Below are 23701 nucleotides of genomic sequence, written 5' to 3' on the forward strand. Positions count from 1 at the left end.
CCCATGCCCCAAGACCAGATCATCGACCTGCCCGTGATCGGGCGGGCCGGTTCCCTGCAGGCTGTCGACGAGGCAGCGCGGACCTTCGAGGTCCTCTGGACCACCGGCGCGCAGGTGCGCCGCTATTCCTGGGCGCGGGACGAGGAATTCGACGAAGAGCTTGTCGTCTCGCCGAATGCCATGCGCCTCGATCGCCTGAACGGCGGCGCGCCGTTCCTGAACTCGCATGCTTCATACAGCCTGCGGTCCATCCTCGGTGTGGTCGAGGACGGCTCGATCCGCATCGAGGCCGGCCGCGCCTTTGCCCGCATCCGGCTGTCGGAACGCGACGAGGTCGAGGATATCTGGCGCGACATCAAGGCGGGCATCATCCGCAATGTCTCGGTCGGCTACCGCGTGCACCGCTTCGAACGCGTCGCCAGGGCCGATCGCAGCGACGGCGGCGCCCGCGCGCTCTACCGCGCCGTCGATTGGGAGCCGCTGGAGATCAGCGCCGTCGCCATCGGCGCCGATGCAGCCGCCGGCATCCGGGCTGAACGCGATGACCGGGAAACCCGCCTGCACCCCTGCACCATCACCACGAGAGGAACCACCATGCCCCAGACCGATCCGGCCGTCGTCGAGGACCGCGACGATCCCTCGGCCCGCCACGCCGATCCCGCACCGCAGGCGCCGGCCGCGCCTCCTCCTTCCCAAACCGCGCCCGACGCCGATACCATCCGTGCCGAAGAACGCCGCCGCAGCGCCGATATCATGGCGCTGTGCCGCCGCGCGGGCCTCGCTGATATGGCCGATGACCTGATCGCCCGTGGGGTTACCATCGATGACGCCCGCGCCGCCGTCCTCGACAAGCTGGTCGACAGCGACCCTGCAGGGCGCACGGCCGAGCCCGCCCCGGCGCAGGCCAGCGGCAGCGGCGCGGCCGAGATCGCCTATCGCGATGCCGTCTCGAACGCCCTGCTGCACCGCCACAATCCCGGCGCCCATGCGCTGGAGGCAGGCGCCCGCGAGTTCCGCGGTCTCACCCTGCTGGAAATGGCCCGCCACGCCATCGAACGTCGCGGCGGCAGCACGCGCGGCCTCTCGAAGATGGAGGTCGCCCGCACCGCCTTCGAGCAGCGCGCCACCGGTTATCACTCGACCAGCGATTTCCCGGCCATCCTCGCCAATGTCGCCAACACCACGCTGCGGCAGGCCTATGCATCGACGCCACGCACCTTCGGGGCCTGGGCCCGGCGCGCGACCATCACCGACTTCAAACCGGTGCAGCGCACCCAGCTCGGCGGCGCGCCCGATCTGCAGCGCGTGCTCGAGTCAGGTGAGTTCCAGTACGGCACCATCGGCGAGGGCCGCGAGGTCTATGCACTCGCCACCTATGGCCGCATCGTCGCCATCACCCGGCAGGTGCTGATTAACGACGATCTCGATGCCTTCACCCGCCTGCCGGCCTCCTTCGGCGCCTCGGCCGCCGATCTCGAATCCGACATCGTCTATTCGATCCTGATGCAGAACCCAGCCATGGGCGATGGCAAGGCGCTGTTCCACGCCGATCACAACAACATGGGTACGGCATCCAGCATCTCGGAAACGGCGCTGGCCTCCGCCTACCGTGCCTTCGGTCAACACAAGGGTCTGGAGGACCGGCTGATCTCGATCCTGCCGCGCTGGATCCTGACGCCCCCCGGCCCGCGCGCGATCGAGGCGCGCAAGCAGGTCACCGCCACCACGCCGTCCAGCACCGCCGAGGTCAACACCTTCTCCGGCCGGCTCGAGGTGATCGAAGAACCGCGCCTGATCCCGGCCAGCGGGCAGGATCCGTGGTTCCTCGCCGCGGATCCCGCGCGCATCGACACCGTCGAATACGCCTATCTCGACGGGCAGGAGGGTGTCTTCACCGAGACCCGCACCGGCTTCGAGGTCGACGGCCTCGAGATCAAGGCCCGCCACGACTTCGCCGCCAAGGCCATCGACTGGCGCGGGCTCTACCGCAATCCGGGCGCCGCGCCGGCGTGATCGTCGCAACATAGAGAGAGAGGACAGCCTCATGAAGAACTTTATTGCGCAGGGCGATTTCATCAACGTCCCCACCGACGAGCTGGTCCTCGGTGGCAGCATCATCGGCGGCACCGGCTATCTGCTCGGCGGTGGCCTGTTCGGCGTCGCGACCACGACCGTCGAGGTACCCGGCATGGATGCCGGGAAGGAATGTGTGCTGGCCCTGACCGGTGTCTTCGATCTGCCGAAGGCGCCGTCGCAGGCCTGGTATGTGGGCGCCCGCATCTACTGGGATGGCGCAGCCAGCCAGGCGACGACCACCGAGACAGAATACTACATCGGCATCGCGGTTCTCGCGACCGGCGCCACGGCGGCCGAGATCACTGGCCGGGTCCGGCTGAACGGGATCGCGGTCTGATGGAGGGGTTTGAACGCGCGCTGACCCGGGTCTTCGCCGATCCGAACATGGCAACGGACGGGCTCTGGCTGAAGAGCGGTGCGGAACCGGCTACCCCGATCCGCCTGATCCGCAAGGCACCGGACGAGGTGACGAGCTATGGCAGTGCACGGGTCTGGTCGGAAACGCTGCGGGCGGATGTGATGGTGTCACAGATGCCCGATCCCGCGCCAGGCGACAGGATCAGCATCGGGACAGACATCTGGGAGGTGCAGGGCAAACCTGTCCGTGATCGCGAGCGACTGATCTGGACGATGGACCTGCGACCGGCATGAGGATCGCGTAGTGAAGCTCTCGGCCTCCTTCACCGATCTGGCCGCGCTGATGCAGGCCGAGATCGACGCCGGAGAGAAAGCGGTGACGGCGGCTGTGAAGGATGCCGGCATCGCCCTGCGCGACGACTGGCGCAACCAGATCACCCGTGCCGGTCTCGGACCGCGGGTGGCGCGCACGATCCGATCCGCCACTTATCCGAAAGGACGCGACAGCCTCAATGCTGCCGCCATGGTCTGGTCGCGGGCCCCGGCGATCGTCGAGGCGCACAATACCGGCCCCCTCATCCGCTCGGCCGATGGCTTCTGGCTGGCGATCCCGACCGAGGCTGCGGGCAAGAGCCGCCGCGGTGGTCACATCACGCCGCTGGAATGGGAACAGCGGACCGGACTGCGCCTACGCTTCATCTACCGCCGCACCGGTCCCAGCCTGCTGATCGCCGAGGCCCGGATCAACAAGGGCGGACGTGCGGTGCGCTCCCGCTCGAAGACCGGCCGTAATGTCGCCTCCGTGCCGATCTTCCTGTTGGTGCCGCAGGTCCGGCTTCGGAAACGACTGGATCTGGAGAAACCGGCGCGGGCGGCACTCGCCGCCCTGCCCGCGGCGATCGTGCGGCGCTGGAGCCGGATCACATGACCACGCGGCGCGAGGAGGTGCTGAAGGCGCTCCATGCCCGGCTGCTGCTGATCCCGGGCGGCGTCACCATTCTGCGCAATGCGGTGCTTCCGGAGCGGATCCCGGAGGCCGGTCTCGTCATCCTGCGCGATGGCACCCCCGGCAGTCCGGACACGACCCTGTCACCGCTGCGCTATCACTGGCAGCACCGCGTCGAGATCGAGGTGTTCCTGCGCGCCGGCGATCTCGATGACCGGTTCGATGCGCTGACGGCCGCGATCGGCCGCGTCCTCATCACCCATCGCAGCCTCGGCGGCATCTGCGACTGGATTGAGGCGGACGCGCCCGAACCCGCTGACCTGCCAATCGACGGTGCCGGCACCATCCGCGCCGCCGTGCTGATCGTAACGCTGCACTACACCACCACTGATCCGCTCATCTAATAGCGGAGCATATCCATGAACTGCTTCTCGTCTAATTCCTCAGCGCCGAGGAGCTTCCCATGCAAGCGACGCTTCCCGGGCGTCGCTCCGACGACAACATAAGTTGTTGAGGTGCCAACCCGACCAACCACCGCGCCTCCGCGACTACGCACGGCTTCCTGCGCCTCAGCGCGTGAAAGATGTTCCAGTTGCCCGGAGAAAACAAACTCAAGTCCGTCAAATGGCATGTCGGTCATCGACAGCGCCTCCCCATACTCACTGTTCCACTATGCAAATAAATGAAGTTGAGAGGATATCCCATGGCCCGAGCCCAGGGAGCGCGATCGCAGCTGGCGGTCGCGTTCGAAACCACCTACGGCACGCCGCCCGCCACCGGCTTCACCCGCCTGCCCTTTGCGAGCTCCACCCTCAGCGCCGAACAGCCGCTGCTGTCCTCGGAACTGCTGGGCTATGGACGCGATCCGCTGGCCCCGATCAAGGATGCGATCACCGCCGATGGCGATCTGACCGTGCCGTTGGACGCCGCCTCGATCGGCTTCTGGCTAAAGGCGGCATTCGGCGAGCCGGAAACCACCGGCGACGGCCCCTTCACGCATACCTTCCGCTCCGGCAACTGGTCGCTGCCCTCGATGGCGATCGAGACCGGCATGCCCGAAGTGCCGCGTTTTGCCATGTATAGCGGCGTGATGCTGAACCAGCTGTCCTGGACCCTGCAGCGCTCGGGCCTGCTGACCGCCACCATGGGGCTGATCGCGCAGGGCGAGACGGTGTCCCCGGTCTCGCAGGCCGGGACGCTGGCCGATCTCGATCAGGCGCGCTTCGGACATTTCAACGGCGCGGTGGCCCGCAACGGCACCGCCCTCGGCAATGTCGTCTCGGCGCAGGTGACCTACAGCAACAACCTCGACCGCATCGAGACCATCCGCGCCGACGGCATGATCGACGGCGCAGATCCGACCATCGCTGCGCTCACCGGTCAGATCGAGGTGCGTTTCGCCGACAGCACGCTGGTCCAGCAGGCCATCGACGGTGCGCCCTGTTCGCTGGAGTTCGCCTATGCCCTGCCCAGCGACCAGAGCCTGACGCTGACGGCGCATGCCGTCTATCTGCCGCGCCCGCGCATCGAGATCAGCGGCCCGGCGGGCGTGCAGGCGACCTTCGACTGGCAGGCGGCCCGGGATCCGGTGGCCGGCCGCATGGCCACCGTCACACTCATCAACGACATCGAAGGTTACTGACCCATGATCCGACTGAACCTCTCCAACGATCCGCGCTGGCTCGACCTTGGCGCCGGCCTGCGCCTGCAGGTGGCACCGATCACCACCGCGATCATGGCTGCCGCCCGCAGCGACATCGCCGGGTCCGATGCGTCCGAGGACATGGCGCAGGAGGCCCTCGCCGTCATCATGGCCAAGGCCGTGGCGCGGCGGGTGATCCTCGATTGGGAAGGCGTAGGCGACGAGGCCGGAAATGCTGTGCCCGTCACGCCCGACGGCATCGACGCCCTGCTCGACATCTGGCCGGTCTTCGAGGCTTTCCAGCGCGACTTCCTCGCCCCTCATCTGATGCTCGAGCAGGAAAAAAACGCCTTCGCGCCCTCGCCGACTGGCAGTTCGGCGGCGGCGATCAATACTGCGCCGCCTGCCCCGGGCTCTGCAAAGACTGCCCCGCGCGCATGAACGCGCCGATGTCGGTGGAAGGCTGGCAGGTCTGGGATCTGGCCGGACGGCTCTCGGGCCAGCTGCGCGCCATTCCCGGCGCCGTCCTCGGCTGGGACATGGGAGCGGCACTGGCGCTTGGCGCGGCCCTCCGCATACCCGCCCTCGCCATCGCGGAACTGCTGCCGGTGATCGAGGCCGAGATGATCCGCCGCACCAATGAACGCATCAGCCGCGATCAGGACAATCACCATGGCTGAGAAGAAGGTCTCCGTCCGGCTCGTGGCCGAGAACGGCCGGCAGGTGCGGGCCGAGCTGCAAGGCGTCGGCGAGGCCGGGGCCAAGTCCTTCCGCCGCATGTCGGCCGAGGTCGACACCGCCGGCATCATGCTCCAGCGTCTTGCCGGCATCGCCGCCGGAGCCTTCAGCCTGCGACAGATCCAGCACTATGCGGACCAATGGACCGACCTGCGCTCCCGGGTCGATCTTGCCACCGGCTCGCAGGAACGCGGCGCGCTGGTGATGGAACGGCTGGCGGCGATGGCGCGGCGCACCTATTCCGATCTCGGCCAGACCACCGAGTCCTGGCTCTCGAATGCCACGGCTTTGCGCGAGCTGGGCCTTTCGACCGCCGAGAGCCTCGATTTCACCGAGGCACTGAACAACGCCATGGTGGTCTCAGGCGCCCGCGCCGAACGCGCGGCCTCGGTTCAGAATGCGCTCTCGAAGGCCATGGCCCTCGGCGTGCTTGCCGGCGACGATCTGAACACCGTCATCCAGTCCGGCGGCCGGCTGGCGGAACTGCTGGCCGAGGAGCTTGGGACGACGGTCTCCGGTCTGCGGGCGCTCGGCTCCACCGGCACCATCACCGGAGATGTCATCCGCACCGCGCTGCTCGGCAATCTGGAGCAGCTGCGCGAAGAGGCCGACAGCATGCCGGCCACGATCGGCGACGCCTTCACCCTGATCGGCAATGCCGCGCTGCGCCTCGTCGGCACATGGGATCAGATGACGGGCGCCTCATCGTCCGTGGCCGACGTGCTGATCATGGTCGCCGACAATATCGATCGGCTGACCGGCATCGCCACGGCCTTCGCCGCCTTCATGGCCGGCCGCTGGGTTGCCGCCTTCGTCGCGGCCCGCATCGCCACCTTCAGCCTTGCCACCGCGCTCACCGCCCTGCGCGTGGCGCTGATCCGCACCGGCATCGGTGCCCTGATCGTCGCCGCGGGCGAGCTGATCCATCAGTTCACGCAGCTGGTGGGCAAGGTCGGCGGCATCGGCAAAGCCTTCAGGCTGCTGGGCGGCATCGCATTGGAGGTGGCGCAGCGCATCGGTCTCGCGTTCCAGAGCGGCTTCGCGCTGCTCGCCGCGGGCTGGGAGGGCTATCGCGCGCTGGTCTTCACCGTGCTGGATCTGATCGTCGGCGGCACCGTGACCGCGGTCGATCGCACCGTCGCCGTCTGGTCCGGCGCCTTCGAGAGCGTCAAGGCGATCTGGGGTCGTCTGCCGGGTGCGATCGGGGATTTCGCGTTTCAGGCGGCGAACGGCCTGATCAGCGGCATCGAGGCGATGCTGAACGGCGTCGTCACCCGCATCAACAGCTTCATCGCCGCCATCAACGGCGCGCTGGAGATGCTGCCCGACTGGGCCGTAGGCGAAGGCGGCGCGCAGATCGGGAGGCTCGATGCCTTTAGTCTTGGCCGCATCGACAATCCCTTCGCGGGCTCGGCCTCCGAGGCGGGTACCGCCGCGGCCGATGCCTTCGCCGGGGCCTTCGGGCGGACCTATGTCGAGGCACCGGATATCTTCGGCGGCCTGGCGGATGAGGCAGCGGGTCGCGCCGGTGCCTGGCTGGATCAGTCCCGTGCCCTCGGCGCGGCCGCGACGCGTCCGCTCGAGAGCTGGCAGGCGCTGCAGGAGGCGATCGCCGCCGGCAGCGATGAGGGCACGGACGTACTGAACGATGCCGCGGCCGGGGCCGGTCGTGTGACTGACGCGCTGGACAGCGCTGCGGGCGCGGGCCGTCGCGCCGGTGCCGCCGGAAAGCAGGCCGGACAGGACGCAAAGGCCAGCGCCGATCAGGCGAAGCAGGGCTGGGACGCGGTCGCGGCCTCGCTCTCGGATTATGCCACCAGCGCGCGGGACATGGGCGGCAGCATCGGTAGTGCGCTGACCGGCGCGTTTCAGGGCGCGGAGAATGCGGTCGGCGAATTGGTCAGGAACGGCAAGGCCTCGATGCGGGATCTGGCCACATCGGTGATTGCGGATTTCGCGAAGATCGGTGCGCGGCGGTTCCTGCTCGGGCCGCTAGCCGGTGCCCTCGGGGGCCTGACCGCCGGGATGGGAGGCGGCAGCATCTTCGCCAGCGTGCTGCATGCCGGTGGCATGGTCGGCGCCGGCGGCACCGGGCGATCCGTGCCGGCCGCGGCCTTCGCCCATGCGCCGCGCATGCAGTCCGAGGGACCGTGGCCCCAGTGGGGCCGCGTAAGCCCGAAGGACGGTGGCTGGGCCGGGCTGCGCTCCGACGAGGTGCCGGCGATCCTGCAGCGCGGGGAACGCGTGCTGTCGCGCCGCGAAGTGGCGAACGGCAGCGGCGTCACCGTCAACATCCATTCCCGCGATGCCGAGAGCTTCCGGCAGTCGCGGGCGCAGATTTCCGCAGACATCGCCCGGGCCGTCGCCATGGGCAGGAGGGGCATGTGAGCGCATTCCACGAGATCCGGTTTCCGGACACTATCAGCCGCGGCGCCCGCGGCGGGCCGGAGCGACGCACGCAGATCGTCACGCTGGCCTCAGGTGATGAGGAGCGGAACGCCAGCTGGGCTAATTCGCGGCGCCGCTATGATGTCAGCTACGGCATCCGGCGTGCCGATGATCTCGCCGCAGTGGTGGCCTTCTTCGAGGCCCGAAACGGTCGCCTGCACGGCTTCCGGTTCAAGGACTGGTCGGATCATCGCTCCGGCGCGCCGTCACAGGCGGTGTCCGCGACGGACCAGCTGATCGGCACGGGTGACGGCACGACCGTGGTTTTCCAACTGGTGAAGCAGTACAGATCCGGAGCGCAGGGCTGGGTGCGCACGATCACCAAGCCGGTCGCCGGGACAGTGCGGATCGCGGTGAATGGCACCGAGCGCAGCAGCGGCTGGTCCGTCGATCCCGCCACCGGCCGGGTCACCTTCAGTACCGCCCCTGCGGCGGGCGCGACGATCACCGCAGGCTTCGAGTTCGACGTACCGGTGCGCTTCGACAGCGATGCGATGGATGTGACACTGGACATCGAGCGGCTGGGCTCGATCACCTCGATCCCGCTGGTGGAGCTCCGGCGATGAAGCGCGTCAGCCCTGCCCTGCAGGCGCATCTCGACAGCGGTGCCACCACCCTCGCGTGGTGCTGGAAGGTCATCAGATCGGACGATGTCAGTTTCGGCTTCACCGATCATGATTTATCACTGACCTTCGGCGGCCTCAGCTTTGAACCGGAAAGCGGCTTTGCCGCAGCCGAGATCCGGTCCGGCTCCGATCTCTCGGTCGATGCACAGGATGCCGAAGGCGCGCTCAAGTCCGACCGCATCACCGAGACCGACATTCTCGACGGCCGTTGGGACAATGCGCTGGTCGAGGTCTGGCGGGTGAACTGGCAGGACGTGCAGCAACGCGTGCTGATGCGCCGCGGCGCCATCGGCGAGCTGCGCCGCGGCCGGCTGTCCTTTGTGGCCGAAGTCCGCAGCCTGTCGCATCTGCTCGGCCAGACTGTCGGCCGGGTATTCCAGGGCACCTGCGATGCCGCCCTTGGCGATGGGCGCTGCCGGGTGAATGTGGAGGATGCGGCCTTCACCGGGACAGGCAGCGTCGATGCCCTGTTGCGTGATCGCGCTTTCACCACCACGGATCTGACGGGTTTCGTGGCAGACTGGTTTTCCTTCGGATCGCTGACATGGACCAGCGGCGCCAATGCTGGCAGGTCTGCAGAGATCAGTCAGCATGAGGTGAGCGGCAGTGCCGTCACCCTGACGCTGCTGGAAGCCCCGGTGCGCGGCAGCATCGCCATGGGGGACACGTTCCGCATCCATGCCGGCTGCGACAAACGCCTCGAGACCTGCCGTGCCAAGTTCGGCAATGCCATCAACTTCCATGGCTTTCCACATATCCCCGGACAGGATGCAATCATGCGCTATGCCAGGTCCGGCGGGCGCAATGACGGCGGTGTGCTGTGATGCCGGCTGCTCTCGTCGCTGGGGATGCTGCCCGCGTCGTCGCGGCTGCGCGGCTCTGGCTGGGAACGCCCTATCATGACCAAGCCAGTCTGCGCGGCGTCGGCTGCGACTGCCTCGGCCTGATCCGCGGCGTCTGGCGCGACATCGTCGGCCGGGAAGCGCTGCCGGTGCCGGCCTATCCGCGCGATTGGGGAGAGACCGGGCCGACCGAGGTTCTGGCCGCTGCGGCACAGCAGGTGCTGCTGCCGATCGACGTCGGGGAGGCCGGTCCGGGGGCGGTAGTGCTGTTCCGCATGCGGGCCGGTGCCATCGCCAAGCATTGTGGCATCCTGACGGACGGCGGCCGCTTCATCCACGCCTATGAGCGTCTCGGCGTCATCGAGGAGCCGCTGACCCCCGCCTGGCGGCGGCGCATCGCCTTCGCCTTCCTGTTCCCCGGCGGCGCGGCCGGCACATCCTCACGAGAGATCTGATCATGGCCACCATCGTTCTGGGCGCCGTCGGCACCGCCATCGGCGGGGGCTTCGGTGGCGCTGTGCTGGGCTTCTCCGGTGCCGCCATCGGCGGCATGATCGGCTCCACCGTCGGCAGCATGGTCGACAGCTGGATCGTCTCCTCGATGGTGCCGGGGCAGCGCATCGAGGGCCAGCGTCTCGACAGCCTGCGCCTGACCTCGGCCACCGAAGGCGTGGTCATCCCGCGGCTCTACGGCCGCATGCGCATCGGCGGCAACGTCATCTGGGCCACGGATTTCCGCGAAGCGGTCAGCACGCGGAAGCAGGGCGGCGGCAAGAGTGGCGGGCCCAAGGTCACCACGACCGAGTACAGCTATTTTGCGTCTTTCGCCGTTGCTCTGACGGAGGGCGCAATCACCGGTATCGGCCGCATCTGGGCCGATGGCGAGATCCTTGATCTAAAGGACGTCACGTGGCGCTGGTATCCGGGTGATGAGACCCAGACGCCCGATCCGTTCATTGCCACCAAGATAGGCTCGGATGCCACTCCGGCCTATCGCGGCACCGCCTATGTCGTGTTCGAGGATCTGCCGCTGGCGGGGTTCGGCAATCGCCTGCCGCAGTTGTCCTTCGAGGTGTTCCGGGCCTTGGCCGATCCCGACACCGCCGAGGGGCTGGTGCCGGCGGTGACGATGATCCCGGCCTCGGGCGAGTTCGCCTATGCCACCTCCATCGTGCGCAAGGCCGAAGGCGGCGCCGAGAACGTCAATGTCATGGCCGGCACCGCCGACATGACCGTGTCGCTCGATCGGCTCGAGGCGATGGTGCCCGCGGCGCAGTCGGTGTCGCTGGTCGTGTCGTGGTTCGGCGATGATCTGCGCTGCGGACAGTGCAGCATCCGGCCCAAGGTGGAGATGGCCGAGAAGAACACCACACCAGCCTGGTCGGTGGACGGCATCTCGCGCAGTGCCGCCCGCGTGGTCAGCCAGGACGCCGAAGGCCGCTCGATCTACGGCGGCACGCCGGCGGATTTTTCGGTGATCGAGGCCATCCGCGCCCTGAAGGCGCGCGGCCATCGCATTACCTTCTATCCCTTCCTGATGCTCGACATCCCAACCGGCAACGCCCTGCCCGACCCGTACTCGGATCATGCCGCAGCGATCGGTCAGGCTGTCCTGCCATGGCGGGGGCGCATCACCTGTTCGCCGGCAGCCGGGTTGGCCGCATCCGTCGACAAGACACCTGCCGCCACGGATCAGGTCGCGGGTTTCTTCGGCCGCGCGCAGCCCTCGGATTTCGCTGTGACCGACACCACCGTCACGTGGCGCGGCCCTTCCGATGACTGGGGCCTACGCCGGATGATTCTGCACAACGCTCATCTATGCGCACAGGCCGGCGGCGTCGATGCCTTCCTGATCGGATCCGAGATGCGCGGGTTGACCCAGATCAGATCGGCCGCCGCCAGCTATCCGGCCGTGGCGCAGTTCCGGTCGCTGGCCGCTGCCGTGCGCCAGATCCTCGGGCCGGAGACGAAGATCAGCTATGCCGCCGACTGGTCGGAATATTTCGGGCATCTCCCAAGCGATGGCAGTCGGGACGTCCATTTTCACCTCGACACGCTCTGGGCCGATCCGAACGTGGATTTCATCGGTATCGACAATTACATGCCCTTGTCCGACTGGCGCGAAGGCTGGGATCATCTCGACGCGCGGGCATGGCCGTCGATCTGCGACCGCGGCTATCTGCAGAGCAATATCGCCGGCGGCGAAGGGTTCGCCTGGTTCTATGCCAGTGCGGCCGATCGCGCAGGGCAGGTCCGCACGCCGATCAGCGATGGAGCTCATGGCAAGCCTTGGGTGTTCCGCTTCAAGGATCTGAAAGCGTGGTGGTCGAACCAGCATGTCGACCGGCCCGGCGGGATCGAAGCCGGTGCGCCGACAGCATGGATCCCGCAATCGAAGCCGATCCGCTTCACCGAGCTCGGCTGCCCGGCCATCGACCGCGGCAGCAATCAGCCCAATGTTTTCTACGACCCGAAGTCATCGGAAAGCTTCCTGCCGTATTTCTCGCGCGGCTGGCGCGACGATGCCATCCAGCGGGCCTATCTCGAGGCCACTTATCTGTTCTGGGGCAATCCTGCGAGCAATCCTACATCCTCCGGTTATGCCGGCCGCATGGTGGATGTCGCCGAAAGCGCCGCCTGGACATGGGATGCCCGACCCTACCCGTTCTTTCCGGAACTTGCCGACATCTGGTCGGACGGTGACAATTGGCGGCTGGGACACTGGCTGACCGGACGGCTGGGTGCGGTCTCGCTTGCGGCACTGGTCCGTCACCTCTGCCTGCGCGCCGGGATGCGGGAAGACTGGATCGACGTGTCGGGTCTGACCGGCGCCTGCGACGGCTTCGTCATCAACGCGCTGGAAGCGCCGCGCACCTCGATCACCGGGTTGGCGCGGCATTTCGGCTTTGATGCTGTCGAGAGCGAGGGCGTGATCCATTTCGTCATGCGCGGCCGGGCGCCGGTGGCCACGGTGTCGCCGGATGACATGGTCGCGATCGGTGGAAGTGCTGGAAGCAGCGGCGAGGTCATGGATCTGACCCGCGGGCAGGAAACCGAACTGCCGCAGGCGCTGAAGTGGCAGGTGGCGCGCGCCGACGAGGACTATGACGCCCTGACCGTCGAAGCGCGGCGCATCACCGTGGACGCGAGCCGCGTCGCTTCGGACAGCTTCGCAATCGCCGTGCCGACCGAGGAGGCCGATCGCCGCTGCCGCCGGGCGCTGATGGAAGCCTGGACCGGCCGCGAGACCGGTACCTTCCGCCTGCCGCCCTCGCGGCTGGCGCTGGATCCGGGCGATGTCGTGCATCTCGATCATGACGGCCGGCGGGCGGAGATGCGCATCCTGTCGATCGCCGATGCCGAGGCCCGCGCCATCGAGGCCATCCGGCAGGAGCGCGACAATTACGATCTACCGCCCGGCAGCCCGCGGCCCGCCGTGCTGGCGCGACCGGTGGTGTTCAGCCCGCCGGATGTGGCTTTCCTTGACCTGCCGCAATTGCGTGAGGATCAGGCACCGCATCAGCCGCTGCTGGCGGCCTATGCCAGACCGTGGCCCGGCACCATGGCAGTCTGGCGCAGCTTCGAGGCGTCCGGTTTCGATCTGATGACCACGTTCAGCAGCCGGGCGCGGATGGGGATATTGGCCGCGCCGCTACATGCTGGCCCGACCTCCCGCTTCGATCACGGCAATCAGATCTATGTCGACATGATCGACGACACGCTGGAGAGCGTCACCGACCTGCGGCTCTTCGCCGGTGAGAACGCCATGGCGGTGGCGCAGCCGGGTGGCGGCTGGGAGATCCTGCAGTTCGGCCGGGCTGAGCTGATCGCAGCGGGGCGCTATCGTCTTACGCGGCTGCTGCGCGGTCAGCGCGGCACGGAGAGTGACATGGCGCCCGTCGTCGCGCCCGGCGCCCGGGTGGTGATGCTGGACGAACAGCTGACCGCCCTGCCCGTCCCCGAGGCCGATCTCGGCCTGCCGGCGAACTGGCGCATCGGCCCGGCCTCTGAGCCGGTCAGCGATGCCAGCTATACCGCCGCCTCCCTCACGCCCGCCGGCATCGGCCTGTGCCCCTTTGCGCCGGTGCATGTTGCGCAACCATGGCGCTGCGGCCGCGAGCCGGGCGATCTGATAATCCGCTGGGTCCGCCGCGACCGCGCACTGGCCGCAGACAGCTGGAACGCCGCCGCCATTCCGATGTCCGAGGCGACAGAGGCATGGCAGGTGGATATCGTGATCGGTGGCACCGTGATGCGAACGCTGAGCAGCCCGACTGCTTCTGCAACCTACACGGCGGCGCAGCAGAAAGACGACCTCGACCGCCTGCTGGCCCCCGGCGACAACGTCGATGTCCGTATTGCCCAGATCGGTCAAGCCTATGGGCAGGGCACGGCGGCAATCACCACCCTCTGGTTCTGATCTTCAGGAGACAATCCCATGTCCGAGACCACGGCGCATCTGGCGCTGCCCTTTCTCATGGCCGCACAGGCGCAGAAGCATGTCACCCATAACGAAGCCCTGCGCATGCTCGACAGCATGGTGCAGCTCTCAGTGCTGGACCGGCATCTGACCGCACCGCCCGCGGTGCCAGCCGAAGGCGCGCGCTACATCGTGCCGGCGAATGCCACCGCGCTCTGGGCGGGCTGGGGAAACAGCGTCGCCTGCTGGCTCGACGGGGCCTGGACGCGCTTCATGCCGGCACCCGGCTGGCTGGCCTGGGTCGTCGATGAGGCGCAGGTGCTGGTCTGGATCGGTTCGGCCTGGGTGCCGATGATCTCGGCCATGGGCTTTGTCGCGCAGGGCGCTGCGGTGGCCGTGGCCAAAGGGCCTGATGGCGGCACTACCGGCATGGCAGTCACCGAACAGACCCTGTCGGGGCTATCGGGCGCCAGCCGCGACAGTGCAATCGTCATTCCGGACCGTGCCATCGTCCTCGGCGTCTCCTCCCGCACCGTCACCGCCGTCACCGGCGCCACCTCCTATGACTGCGGCATCGCCGGTGAACCGGCAAAATTCGGCGGCTCGTTGGGCGTGGCCGCCGGCAGCACCAATCGCGGCGTCATCGGTCCGCAGGCCTTCTATGCCGACACGAAGATCCGCCTCACCGCCCGCGGCGGCAACTTCACCGGCGGCGCGGTCCGCATTGCCATTCATATGCTGACCGTGGGCCTGCCGTCGTGAAGCTGTCGGACGTTCTACTGCAGCATGGCCGGGCGCTGGAATGGATGACCAGCGCGATGCTCTTGGCCTTCGCCGTCACCTTGGCCCTGCCCGGGGATACGCTGGCCGCCAGCCCGAGCTTCGCCAGCTTCGTCAGTGCCGGTCTCGACGAGGCGGCGCTGGCCATGCCGATCTCATGGATCGCCGCCATGCGCATGGCCGGGCTCTATGTGAACGGGGCATGGCGCAGATCGCCGCTGCTCAGGATGATCGGCGCGGTGCTGGGCGTCGGGGTGTTCGCGTTCCTCGCGACCATGTTCGCCCTGCCTTGGTTGACCGGGCAGCAGAGCGCGCTCGGCATCGGCGCCGGCGTCTATGCGGTCGCCTGCCTCTTCGATCTTCTCGCAGCCTACAGGACCGGTGCCGATGTTGGACATTCTGAACGGCTTGGATGAGGCCGCATGGGCCGGCCTGACCGCCCTCACGCTGGCGATCATCGGCGCGATCGGCGCGGTGCTGAAGGGCATGCGCCGCCATCCAGCCGAGACCGGCCAGCCGGTCATCGATCCCTTCGCCGGCTTCACCGCAGAGATCAAAGCGCTGGCGGAAAGTCAGGACACCACCGCGCTTGATGCCGATCGCCGCTTCGATCGCATCGACCGCGAGCTGGCCCGCATCCACACCGATACGCAGGTCATCCGCGAACGGTCCATACCACGCTGAGCGCACCGTCGACACTCCGCACGACCAGACCCAGCCGCAGTCCCCGATCCGGGGGCTGCGGCATTTTCACATGGAGATCCCGCATGACTTTCTATCAGCATTGGCGCAACGTCCCGGGCTCGGTATGGCGCTGGCCCGACTTTTCACCCGCCGAGATCGCCTGCCGCGGCACCGGCCGGCTTCTCGTCAACGAGAACGCGCTCGACCGGCTGCAGGCGCTGCGCACCGTCCTCGGCCGACCGATGATCGTCAATTCCGCCTATCGCAGTCTCGAGCACAACGCCCGCGTCGGAGGCGCCCCCAAATCGCAGCATGTGCAGGGCGCGGCCTTCGACATTTCCATGGCCAACCACGATCCGGCCGACTTCATCGCCGCCGCCCGCAGGACCGGTTTCCGCGGCATCGGCACCTATCCGCGCTCGAACTTCGTCCATATCGACATCGGCCCCACCCGCAGCTGGGGCGCGCCATTTCCGCCTCGCGTCTCGCGCTTCGCCGCCGACAGACCGCCCACGCGCGAACAGCTGGCGGAAAGCCGGACCATGAAAGGCGGCGGCACCGCCGGCGTGGCTACGATCGGCGCCGCCGGCATCGAGGTCCTGCAGGACAGCCTCGCCGAGGCACAGGGTTCCGTGCAGGCTTTGGTACCTTATCTCGATACTTTCCGCTGGCTCTTCATCGCGCTGGCGCTGGCCGGGATCGCGCTGACGATCCACGCTCGGCTCGATGACTGGCGGCGTGGCCAGCGATGATTGCTGCCCTCGCCTTGTGGCGGCGCACCCTGCCTTGGCTGGCGCTGATCGCCGCCATCCTTCTCTTCATGATCAGTGCACGGAGGTCCGGCGAACAGGTCGGCCGCGCCGCCGAACGCCTGCACAGCACGGAAAGGACGAATGATGCGCTACGCCGGATGCTGGAGGCCGGGGCGGATCGCCCCTGTGATCGCGATGACCTTGCTCGGCGCCTGCGGGATGGCCGGTTCTGAGCATCGCGCCTGCCCGCCGGTGGTGGAGTATTCGGCCGAGGAACAGCAGCGGGCGGCGGCGGAGGTCGAGGCGCTGCCGCAGGGGTCTGTCGTGTCAGGCATGATGGCGGATTACCATGTGCTGCGGCAGCAGGCGAGGGCTTGCCGGCTGTAGTGACCTTTGTTCGATTGTGAAGTGGAAGGCGAGAAAGCCGTAACTCGCTGCGGATCGAAGACTAAATACTCTGAGTGGGCAATCAGCAAAGCCGCGCCGCTGACATGGCATATAGCCGAGCCACACGTCCCCCTCGGAACAACTTGTTTGCCGTTTCGCTTCAACCTCTACCGCCAGATAGGCGTGATTGCTAACATATCGACTGCACGCACAGCCAAAGAGCCTCGCTAGACATTATGGCTGTCTGCCATTTAGGGTTCCCCTGATGATCGGACATCTGCGATTTTGGTCCATTTTCGGTCACATATCACAGAGAGGTTCGTATGGCCCAGTGGGTCGATCTTCACCGCAGCTTCCGAGATCTCAACAACATTGAGCATGATACCGACGATAGCGGCTTGAGCGCTAGATATCTTGGGCTGCGTTCGAGGGTGTCCTGGTCGGAGGTCTTGGAGCATCCACGCGTTGCTCTTTTGGCTGGTGCCGGTGCTGGCAAGACGAGTGAGATGCGCATGCAGGCGGCGCAACTCCGCGCCGAAGGCCAGGCAGCAGCCTTCATTCCCCTGGAAATGCTTGATAGACTTGCCTTGACAGAGGCCGCGGAGCCGGAGGATAAGGACGCGATCGAGGCTTGGCTTGCGAGTAGGGCGGGACGGCTAACCCTCTTCCTCGATGCTGTCGACGAGTTAAAGCTTGGTCGAGGATCGCTGGGTGCGGCGATGCGGAAGGTGCGCGCCGCGTTTCGGGATACGCTAGATCAGATCGCCGTAGTGGTGTCGTGCAGGCCATCGGATTGGCGGCCCGAAAGCGACCTCGACGCCTTTCGTCTTCTTGCTCCACCGACGCGCATGATCGCTACATCCGTCACCCATAACCTTTCGGCCGAAAGGTCGGACGGTTGTCTGCCGGATATTTTGGAAGAGAAGATCTCACCAGAAGCCTTCGAGCCACGGTTCTTCGGACTAAGGCCGCTCGACATGGACGACCTCCGGGGACTACTCGATGCTCACGACGTTCCCGATGGTGAAGCGCTGATTCAAAGGCTGAATGAGACTGACGCCCTTGATCGGATCGCCCGTCCACTCGACGCGCTGCGCGTGATCGATGGTTGGAAGCGAACCGGAGCGCTTCTGACCCGAACGGGGCAGATGGAGGTCGAGGTTGAGGCGGCAGTTAACGCGACACCGAAGGTGGCAGGGGGCGAAGGCGCGTCCTCGGCGGCACTGCGACAAGCGGCCGAACGTATAGCATTCGCGGTTGTCACCTCCGGCCGTCAGCACGTACGTGTTCCCGAAGGCGAAGCACGGGCGGATGAAGCCCACGAGGCCGCAGCGATCCTGTCCAATCTCGATTCGGCGCAGGTGGGTGTCCTGTTGCGGTCAAGCCTCTTCGATCCTGCAACTTACGGACGGGTGAAGTTTCGTCACAGATCAATGACAGAATATCTGGCCGCACAACATCTTCTAGGACGCCTGCGGGCTGGTCCGCGGCGCGCGCGAATTGACCGGCTTCTATTCCCAACAGTTTACGGTCATCGCGTAGTGCCACGGTACCTTCAGGCAGTGACCGCATGGCTTGCTCTATGGGATCGGCAGACCTTCGAGCGGGTGATCGCAGTAATGCCAGAGCTTCTGCTTGTCGGTGGAGACCCCGAAGGCTTCCCCCTCGACCAGCGGGAGGCATTGTTGGATGCAGTAGTCTCGACCTACGGGGATGGGACTTGGCGAGGAATCGACGCTCCCCGCTCCGAAATCATACGGCTCACCCATCCGCATCTTACAAGCGCGGTACGTCGGATGTGGCATACGCGCGGCTCGAACTTGGAGATCGCCGAACTCCTCCTGCGTGTAATGCGAGAAGGACGCATGTCCGGCTGTCTCGACATCCTGACGAATGCCGCGTGGGATAGAAGCATGTCGCCATCCGGACGGATCGTCGCAATCCGTGCAATCGCGGATTTCGATGACATCGATGGTCTTGCCGCAATCGCGCGAGCTATGTTGGACAGCCCAGGAGATTGGACCAACCGCATCCTCGTCGCAACGCTCGATACTCTTTATCCGAAGGGTGTGGATGAGGCAGGCCTTGCTCGTCTCTTGCTAAGAGCGCAGGCGAGTGGAGACCGCGTTAGCGTACGGCTTCGACTGACAGAGATCGCGCGGACGATCGATCCGACGAGCCCGGCGGCAGAGCAACTACTCCACGAGATGATGGCGCTCCTCGCGCAAGAAGCGCCTGGATCCAACAATCTGGTACGGCGCTCCGCCAATCCGGACGTCGCCGAGATGGTTGCAGCGCTCTGCCTCCGACAATTGGACATCATGGACTCGCCTGCGCTGCCCCCCGTGATCGATGCCTATCTCCTGCTTGCGGAGTTGGATCGGTACGATAACCACCCGGAAGAATACGTTAAGGCGCTTGCTGAACGCCTTAGAGGCAACGCAATTTACCGTCGTCCGACTCTGACCGCCGGGCTCAACCGTGCGAGAGTTTTCAATGAAGAGCCTCATGGCGTTGCATACCATGCTGATGCCTATGGCATCCTTTACATGGCGGAAGATAGGTCGTGGCTGCTTGAACAGATGGCCGTGCTGGATGACCCAGTTCTCCGCGAGGCATTAGCCCTCATAGTTGTACGGAGGACACCGAACGATGACCGCGACGCTGATTTCTGGGATAGTCTCGATAACGCAGCAAAAAATGATAAGCTCCTCTTAGACCGGCTCTACACTTGGCGCGAACCTCCCCTGCCTGATGAAAAAGAGGTCGTGCGGGAACAAAAATTTCGTGAAATGAGGGAGGAGGCCGCGAGAAAAAATGCTACTCGCGACGCATCTTGGGAAAGGTTCCGTATGGACCTTCAATCCAAACCCGCCGAAATGTTCTCCGAAGCGACCGCGTCAAATACCCTCTACTATCTATTCAATGACCCACGGCGCCGTGACGAGCGGTCAATTGACAGCTACATCTTCTTCGACCGCTCAAAGCTTACGTTGCTGTATGGGCCGGAGGTTGCGAAAACTGCTGGCGCCGCGCTTAGACGCGCATGGCGGTCTGTCCGAGCAGATGTCGAAACAACAGCATCACTACCCAACAAGACTAGCTGGAACGAGATTGTCGCACTGAACGGTCTCGTGGCCGAAGCGGAGGTTTTGGGCTGGGTCAGCGTCCTGACAGAGACGGAGTTCGACTTTGCCGTCCGCGTCGCTCAAACCCAACTGAACGGTTTACCCGCCTTCTTAGGCGATTTGGTTACTCACAATCCCGTCCGTGCGGCAAGCGTGGTGGCTGACGAGATAAGGGCAGAACTAGAACGCGAAGGTGACGGTCAGGGGCATGCACGTTGGACACAAGACGTCGCATACCACGATAAGACTCTTGCAAAAGCTATTGCCCCCTATGCTCGCCAATTCGTTATCGAAGGGCGTGCTGACCATGCTCGTTTCGATGTAGTAGAACAACTCGGACGAATTATGGGGGCAGATGCGGCGAAAAGTACCGCAGACTTCATAGACGCAGTCGCACGATTGGTTCGAACCTCTCGGGATCCGGCAACTGCCGGCGCGTGGTTCGCAGTCCTTACGTCTGCTGAGCCAGAAGCGGCAGCCGAGATACTTGATGGGTTCGCCCTCGATATCGCGGAAGGTCGCAACCATGTAGCGGCTCTTCTTGCGCACGCATTCGATCGTCACAGACACTGGGGAAACGTCGGCGCATTGCCAAATGACCCCGAAATCGCAAGGCGCTTCGTGAGCGTTGCCTACCGGGCAATCCGCCCAGCAGATGATGTGCGCCGAGAAGGAACCTATACGCCTGATGCTCGAGATCATGCGGAGGACGCGAGGAACACGCTTCTAAGTCATATCCTAGACCTCAACGGCCCGGAGGCCGCGGAATCGATATTAAAACTGGCCGCCGAACCAGCACTGTCTCATCTTCGCGATCGCCTCCCGCATCTCGTCAAAGCAAGGGCGGCCGAGGACGCGTCTCTGCCTTGGACCCTGGATGATCTACGGACCTTCGACGCGGAAAACACATTTGCACCCCGTACCCATGATGAGATGCTGTCGTTGATGGTAGCCGCTGTAGCGGACGTCGAACACGACCTACATCACGACGATTTTTCGATGCTAGGCGCCCTGCAACGAGCGCCGAATGAAACCGATCAACAAATCATCTTAGCCGATCGCCTCAATCGTGCAGTAGGGCGCCTGGTTACCGTTCACCGCGAAGAGGAGGTCAACGATGAGAAAAAACCCGATATCCGGTTTGCCACTCCTCAGCTTAGTGGCGCTATCGAGATTAAGATTGCGGACCGGTGGTCGTACACGGATCTTCAATGCGCGCTGGAAAGTCAGTTAGTCGGACAGTACCTGCGCCATGACCGCTGTCGCGCCGGCATCTTGCTCCTTACCTATACTGGGGACAAAGGCAATTGGAGGTACGATGGCAAAAGCATCGGATTCAACGAGCTGGTCGAATCGCTGTCGGGGATCGCAGAACAGTTGCACCACAAGCGACCGGAGCTACGGCTCGCGGTAGTTGGCATTGATTTGCGATGAGCGGTGTCGGGCCGATTATACCCTTAAGCGATGGATCGGTTCGTCCGGTCGCGCTACAGCATCAGGCCCCCGATCGAACTCCATCTATGCGCCGTTCAGGTCTTTTGGCCAAGGAACAGCCTGTGCTCCCGTAAAGCGGGGACGATGGGGAAAAACTCGTGGAGCTTTTCCGACAATGGGTGTTTTCCTTCGGGATTTTCTTTCTTCAGATGCAGTGGTGAAAATCCTTTAGCGTCGAACTTCCTTTGATAATTCGCATATCCTGAAAGATATTCCGGCAGACATTCCGGGCGTATTTCGTGGAGCATGTTTTCATATTCCGTAGCTGAAATGATGCAAACGGGGGTCCTGTCCGCTTCTTCCACGAAGTCATCCGATCCCATCGTAGTTTCGTTTATTTCATTGGCACGCCCGAAACATTCCTCCGTAAAAACTGGGTTGTGGTCTGCCCATTCCTCCAAAGTGATGAGCATACCAACGAAATCATCCGCAGCCATCAAAGGCCTGCCGCCTTCGATCACGACACCCGCCTTCAAGTCTCTGAAGAATTTCCAGATTTGTACAACGCCCTTTGCCAGATCATCCAGCTGCTCAAGGTTGTCCCGGACCGGCCTCGGTGAGAGGCGAACGTTTATGTTCATCTTCTTGGACTTGCATTCCGCAGCTATCGAAACCCGGTTATCCTTGTGGATTAGCAGGTCTGTAGTGTGCCTCTGGAAGCCTGCCTTGCCATATGTAAAGTCCCCCCTGCATAAGATCGGGTCGGGAATACTGTGCTGAGCCAGTTCCACGCAGTATAGCTCGAAGCGCTTATCCATTGCACTCTTTGCCTCGAAGGCCATTTTTCTAAGGAGCTTTCCAGAGGAGGGGACCGTGGCGCCCATAATGTCGAAGTAGATGAAATACGTCGCCCTGTATATTAGCAGTTCAGGGAAGGGACATGTATAAGCGAACCGTATATCATCACCGATCTTGAATACGGGGTAATCGAAGACTCTAGACACCTTGAAGTCCAAACCATGTCTTGTCGTGTTACCATCTGCTTTTGCCGCTTTTGAGGCATTCTTTACGGTGGTGCTGACAATGTTTAGATACTTCTTTACGTCAGCCTTTGAAATACCGATAGACGAAAACATATCGAGGTTCGTAAAGTGAGGCACTCTGTTAAAGTGCACAGTCAAGGCTATGCTGAGAGTAAAGAAGGTTTCTGCGTCCAGACCGTATCGGCTTTCGAAAACGGCCTTAGCCTCCGCGCAGTAGTTAATGAATGTGCCTCTGATCATGAACCGAGGCGCATCGTGGCCGGTCTGCCAAGAAAATTGCTGGAGCATGATGCGCGGCATCATTTCAAGGAGCGATTTCGTATCTTTTTCGATGCCGTCCATTGACTGCCGGTTCGTGATGTCACGATATATGTTTATTAGCCCGGCAATCGTATCCCAAGCTCGGACGTTGAGGTACTTCGGCTTTAGACGGCTATCTGTCAGATTGTCGTAGGCCTCTAGGTAGACTGTCAGAAGGCCAACAATCTCCCATGGGGGTATGACAAAGCGGCTTTCCCTGCGAAGCCTTACTGCTGTTGCATTGAGCCTCACGGCTTGGCCGGCTAGTTCCATTCGCCCCTTCCAGAACTGGTATAGCCCCCATGCCGTCAGCAGGAACTCCTCGGAACTCGCATGTCTCAGGTGATCCTTGAGGATCATGGTGTCAGATCGCATGTCAAGTTACCAAGGCAGTGAGATCACTTTAGAAGCCTACCTTGTTGGAGCGAGTTGCTCATGTCTATGGCTCGACGTCTGCCTAGTCTGTGGTATGTGCGAGCTTTCGGGAAACCGGAAAACATTTCCGCCGCAAATAAAGGCGGAGGCGCCCTCTCTTTCGATTTTCTGCACAGCCAAATTTCTGGCATCTTTGTTGGAGGCGAAGTGATCATCCCAGACATAGCTGGTGCCGTTGCTATCGACGGCTCCAAGCGTCCATTACGGATCAGTCTTGAGGCGTTAGATCTCGATGGAGAACGGAAGGCCATCGACGGTGATGCGTTGACTTTTTCCTGAGGTGATGATGTTGGGGTCTTCTTCGGCTATCCGGTCGCTCATCGTGGGTGTCGATTACCCCACTATGGCCGGCCAGGCATCCGGGTCAACCTCCTACACTGCTACGGTCGCCTTCCCCGTTTCCGCTGCTTTTGTTGAGTCTGTGTTGAGTCGTCTGCGCAACGCAGAAAGCCGCCCTCTCGGACGGCTCGCAACGCGCTGTTATCACTACAAGATTTGGTTGCGGGGGTTGGATTTGAACCAACGACCTTCAGGTTATGAGCCTGACGAGCTACCGGGCTGCTCTACCCCGCGACAGGTGCGTTATGGCGCACGGTTGCACCGATCTTTGTTTGATGGTGCGGTGTTGTCATCGTTTAGAGAGATATGCGTTTCTTTTCAGAT

At 64.1% G+C, this 23701-nt stretch carries 22 protein-coding genes and 1 tRNA gene; 20 read left to right on the plus strand and 3 right to left on the minus strand.

The genetic code is table 11. The features are described from left to right. The first annotated feature begins 3 nt into the window (after nt 1-3). The 5 genes from FQV27_RS16800 to FQV27_RS16820 are packed head-to-tail and all read left to right on the plus strand — an operon-like array spanning nt 4 to nt 3783. Nucleotides 4-2013 carry a prohead protease/major capsid protein fusion protein gene (locus FQV27_RS16800; protein ID WP_147100809.1) on the plus strand — a complete coding sequence of 670 codons (2010 nt, stop codon included), beginning with the start codon at nt 4-6 and terminating at the stop codon, nt 2011-2013. Nucleotides 2014-2044: 31 nt separating this feature from the next. Next, on the plus strand, nt 2045-2413 hold the full coding sequence (locus FQV27_RS16805; RefSeq protein WP_147100811.1) for a DUF2190 family protein: 369 nt from the start codon (nt 2045-2047) through the stop codon (nt 2411-2413). Further along, a complete protein-coding gene (locus FQV27_RS16810; RefSeq protein ID WP_147100813.1) occupies nt 2413-2727 on the plus strand; it encodes a head-tail joining protein in 315 nt (104 codons plus the stop codon). Before FQV27_RS16805 ends, FQV27_RS16810 begins: the two co-directional genes overlap by 1 nt. A 10-nt stretch (nt 2728-2737) precedes the next feature. Next, on the plus strand, nt 2738-3361 hold the full coding sequence (locus FQV27_RS16815) for a DUF6441 family protein (protein WP_246133152.1): 624 nt from the start codon (nt 2738-2740) through the stop codon (nt 3359-3361). Next, nucleotides 3358-3783 (plus strand): acyl-CoA transferase, encoded by a 426-nt coding sequence (locus FQV27_RS16820; RefSeq protein ID WP_147100814.1) that lies wholly within the window; start codon nt 3358-3360, stop codon nt 3781-3783. The genes FQV27_RS16815 and FQV27_RS16820 overlap by 4 nt, the downstream gene beginning before the upstream one ends. Here FQV27_RS16820 and FQV27_RS16825 read toward each other — a convergent pair. After that, nucleotides 3780-4019, minus strand: a complete 240-nt coding sequence (locus FQV27_RS16825) for a BRCT domain-containing protein (protein ID WP_147100816.1) — start codon at nt 4017-4019, stop codon at nt 3780-3782. The genes FQV27_RS16820 and FQV27_RS16825 overlap by 4 nt on opposite strands. Nucleotides 4020-4082: 63 nt before the next feature. On the opposite strand from FQV27_RS16825, the gene FQV27_RS16830 reads away from it, so the two are divergent. From FQV27_RS16830 to FQV27_RS16895, 14 genes are all read left to right on the plus strand, one after another. Then, nucleotides 4083-5021, plus strand: a complete 939-nt coding sequence (locus tag FQV27_RS16830; protein WP_147100818.1) for a phage tail tube protein — start codon at nt 4083-4085, stop codon at nt 5019-5021. Between the two features lie 3 nt (nt 5022-5024). Beyond that, on the plus strand, nt 5025-5462 hold the full coding sequence (locus FQV27_RS16835; RefSeq protein WP_147100820.1) for a hypothetical protein: 438 nt from the start codon (nt 5025-5027) through the stop codon (nt 5460-5462). Continuing rightward, nucleotides 5459-5701 carry a DUF7697 family protein gene (locus tag FQV27_RS16840; protein ID WP_147100822.1) on the plus strand — a complete coding sequence of 81 codons (243 nt, stop codon included), beginning with the start codon at nt 5459-5461 and terminating at the stop codon, nt 5699-5701. Before FQV27_RS16835 ends, FQV27_RS16840 begins: the two co-directional genes overlap by 4 nt. After that, nucleotides 5694-8147, plus strand: a complete 2454-nt coding sequence (locus FQV27_RS16845) for a tape measure protein (RefSeq protein WP_147100825.1) — start codon at nt 5694-5696, stop codon at nt 8145-8147. The genes FQV27_RS16840 and FQV27_RS16845 overlap by 8 nt, the downstream gene beginning before the upstream one ends. Beyond that, a complete protein-coding gene (locus FQV27_RS16850) occupies nt 8144-8773 on the plus strand; it encodes a DUF2460 domain-containing protein (protein WP_147100827.1) in 630 nt (209 codons plus the stop codon). Before FQV27_RS16845 ends, FQV27_RS16850 begins: the two co-directional genes overlap by 4 nt. Further along, entirely contained in the window at nt 8770-9657 is an 888-nt protein-coding gene (locus FQV27_RS16855; protein ID WP_147100828.1) for a DUF2163 domain-containing protein, read from the plus strand. The genes FQV27_RS16850 and FQV27_RS16855 overlap by 4 nt, the downstream gene beginning before the upstream one ends. Beyond that, a complete protein-coding gene (locus FQV27_RS16860; protein ID WP_147100831.1) occupies nt 9657-10130 on the plus strand; it encodes an NlpC/P60 family protein in 474 nt (157 codons plus the stop codon). Before FQV27_RS16855 ends, FQV27_RS16860 begins: the two co-directional genes overlap by 1 nt. A 2-nt stretch (nt 10131-10132) precedes the next feature. Beyond that, nucleotides 10133-14095, plus strand: a complete 3963-nt coding sequence (locus tag FQV27_RS16865) for a baseplate multidomain protein megatron (protein WP_147100833.1) — start codon at nt 10133-10135, stop codon at nt 14093-14095. A gap of 18 nt (nt 14096-14113) precedes the next feature. Continuing rightward, nucleotides 14114-14857, plus strand: coding sequence for a DUF2793 domain-containing protein (locus FQV27_RS16870; protein ID WP_147100835.1), 744 nt, complete (start codon nt 14114-14116; stop codon nt 14855-14857). After that, entirely contained in the window at nt 14854-15291 is a 438-nt protein-coding gene (locus tag FQV27_RS16875; RefSeq protein ID WP_147100837.1) for a hypothetical protein, read from the plus strand. The genes FQV27_RS16870 and FQV27_RS16875 overlap by 4 nt, the downstream gene beginning before the upstream one ends. Further along, nucleotides 15263-15559 carry a hypothetical protein gene (locus tag FQV27_RS16880; RefSeq protein ID WP_147100839.1) on the plus strand — a complete coding sequence of 99 codons (297 nt, stop codon included), beginning with the start codon at nt 15263-15265 and terminating at the stop codon, nt 15557-15559. The genes FQV27_RS16875 and FQV27_RS16880 overlap by 29 nt, the downstream gene beginning before the upstream one ends. Nucleotides 15560-15642: 83 nt before the next feature. After that, nucleotides 15643-16311: a YcbK family protein gene (locus FQV27_RS16885; protein WP_147100841.1), complete on the plus strand. Its 669-nt coding sequence runs from the start codon at nt 15643-15645 to the stop codon at nt 16309-16311. A 141-nt stretch (nt 16312-16452) separates the two neighbouring features. Next, the gene (locus FQV27_RS16890) at nt 16453-16698 is read left to right on the plus strand and encodes a hypothetical protein (protein ID WP_246133153.1); all 246 of its coding nucleotides are present in this window, start codon (nt 16453-16455) and stop codon (nt 16696-16698) included. A 323-nt stretch (nt 16699-17021) separates the two neighbouring features. Continuing rightward, nucleotides 17022-21260: an NACHT domain-containing protein gene (locus FQV27_RS16895; RefSeq protein WP_147100843.1), complete on the plus strand. Its 4239-nt coding sequence runs from the start codon at nt 17022-17024 to the stop codon at nt 21258-21260. A 95-nt stretch (nt 21261-21355) separates the two neighbouring features. On the opposite strand, the gene FQV27_RS16900 is transcribed toward FQV27_RS16895, so the two are convergent. Next, on the minus strand, nt 21356-22963 hold the full coding sequence (locus tag FQV27_RS16900; protein ID WP_147100845.1) for a hypothetical protein: 1608 nt from the start codon (nt 22961-22963) through the stop codon (nt 21356-21358). A gap of 81 nt (nt 22964-23044) precedes the next feature. Between FQV27_RS16900 and FQV27_RS18920 the strand changes: the two genes are divergently transcribed. Then, complete coding sequence (locus FQV27_RS18920; protein WP_186827346.1) at nt 23045-23317, plus strand: hypothetical protein; 273 nt, start codon at nt 23045-23047, stop codon at nt 23315-23317. Nucleotides 23318-23534: 217 nt separating this feature from the next. Here FQV27_RS18920 and FQV27_RS16910 read toward each other — a convergent pair. Continuing rightward, a tRNA-Met gene (locus FQV27_RS16910) sits at nt 23535-23611 on the minus strand. Between the last annotated feature and the right edge of the window lie 90 nt (nt 23612-23701).

The sequence above is a fragment of the Paracoccus aurantiacus genome (genome assembly GCF_007993065.1).
Classification (GTDB): Bacteria; Pseudomonadota; Alphaproteobacteria; order Rhodobacterales; family Rhodobacteraceae; genus Paracoccus; species Paracoccus aurantiacus.

Coding starts and splice junctions, on each gene's coding strand:
- FQV27_RS16800 (WP_147100809.1), top strand. CDS start 4: ATGCCCCAAGACCAGATCATCGACCTGCCCGTGATCGGGCGGGCCGGT.
- FQV27_RS16805 (WP_147100811.1), top strand. CDS start 2,045: ATGAAGAACTTTATTGCGCAGGGCGATTTCATCAACGTCCCCACCGAC.
- FQV27_RS16810 (WP_147100813.1), top strand. CDS start 2,413: ATGGAGGGGTTTGAACGCGCGCTGACCCGGGTCTTCGCCGATCCGAAC.
- FQV27_RS16820 (WP_147100814.1), top strand. CDS start 3,358: ATGACCACGCGGCGCGAGGAGGTGCTGAAGGCGCTCCATGCCCGGCTG.
- FQV27_RS16825 (WP_147100816.1), bottom strand. CDS start 4,019: ATGACCGACATGCCATTTGACGGACTTGAGTTTGTTTTCTCCGGGCAA.
- FQV27_RS16830 (WP_147100818.1), top strand. CDS start 4,083: ATGGCCCGAGCCCAGGGAGCGCGATCGCAGCTGGCGGTCGCGTTCGAA.
- FQV27_RS16835 (WP_147100820.1), top strand. CDS start 5,025: ATGATCCGACTGAACCTCTCCAACGATCCGCGCTGGCTCGACCTTGGC.
- FQV27_RS16840 (WP_147100822.1), top strand. CDS start 5,459: ATGAACGCGCCGATGTCGGTGGAAGGCTGGCAGGTCTGGGATCTGGCC.
- FQV27_RS16845 (WP_147100825.1), top strand. CDS start 5,694: ATGGCTGAGAAGAAGGTCTCCGTCCGGCTCGTGGCCGAGAACGGCCGG.
- FQV27_RS16855 (WP_147100828.1), top strand. CDS start 8,770: ATGAAGCGCGTCAGCCCTGCCCTGCAGGCGCATCTCGACAGCGGTGCC.
- FQV27_RS16860 (WP_147100831.1), top strand. CDS start 9,657: ATGCCGGCTGCTCTCGTCGCTGGGGATGCTGCCCGCGTCGTCGCGGCT.
- FQV27_RS16865 (WP_147100833.1), top strand. CDS start 10,133: ATGGCCACCATCGTTCTGGGCGCCGTCGGCACCGCCATCGGCGGGGGC.
- FQV27_RS16870 (WP_147100835.1), top strand. CDS start 14,114: ATGTCCGAGACCACGGCGCATCTGGCGCTGCCCTTTCTCATGGCCGCA.
- FQV27_RS16880 (WP_147100839.1), top strand. CDS start 15,263: ATGTTGGACATTCTGAACGGCTTGGATGAGGCCGCATGGGCCGGCCTG.
- FQV27_RS16885 (WP_147100841.1), top strand. CDS start 15,643: ATGACTTTCTATCAGCATTGGCGCAACGTCCCGGGCTCGGTATGGCGC.
- FQV27_RS16890 (WP_246133153.1), top strand. CDS start 16,453: ATGATGCGCTACGCCGGATGCTGGAGGCCGGGGCGGATCGCCCCTGTG.
- FQV27_RS16895 (WP_147100843.1), top strand. CDS start 17,022: ATGGCCCAGTGGGTCGATCTTCACCGCAGCTTCCGAGATCTCAACAAC.
- FQV27_RS16900 (WP_147100845.1), bottom strand. CDS start 22,963: ATGATCCTCAAGGATCACCTGAGACATGCGAGTTCCGAGGAGTTCCTG.
- FQV27_RS18920 (WP_186827346.1), top strand. CDS start 23,045: ATGGCTCGACGTCTGCCTAGTCTGTGGTATGTGCGAGCTTTCGGGAAA.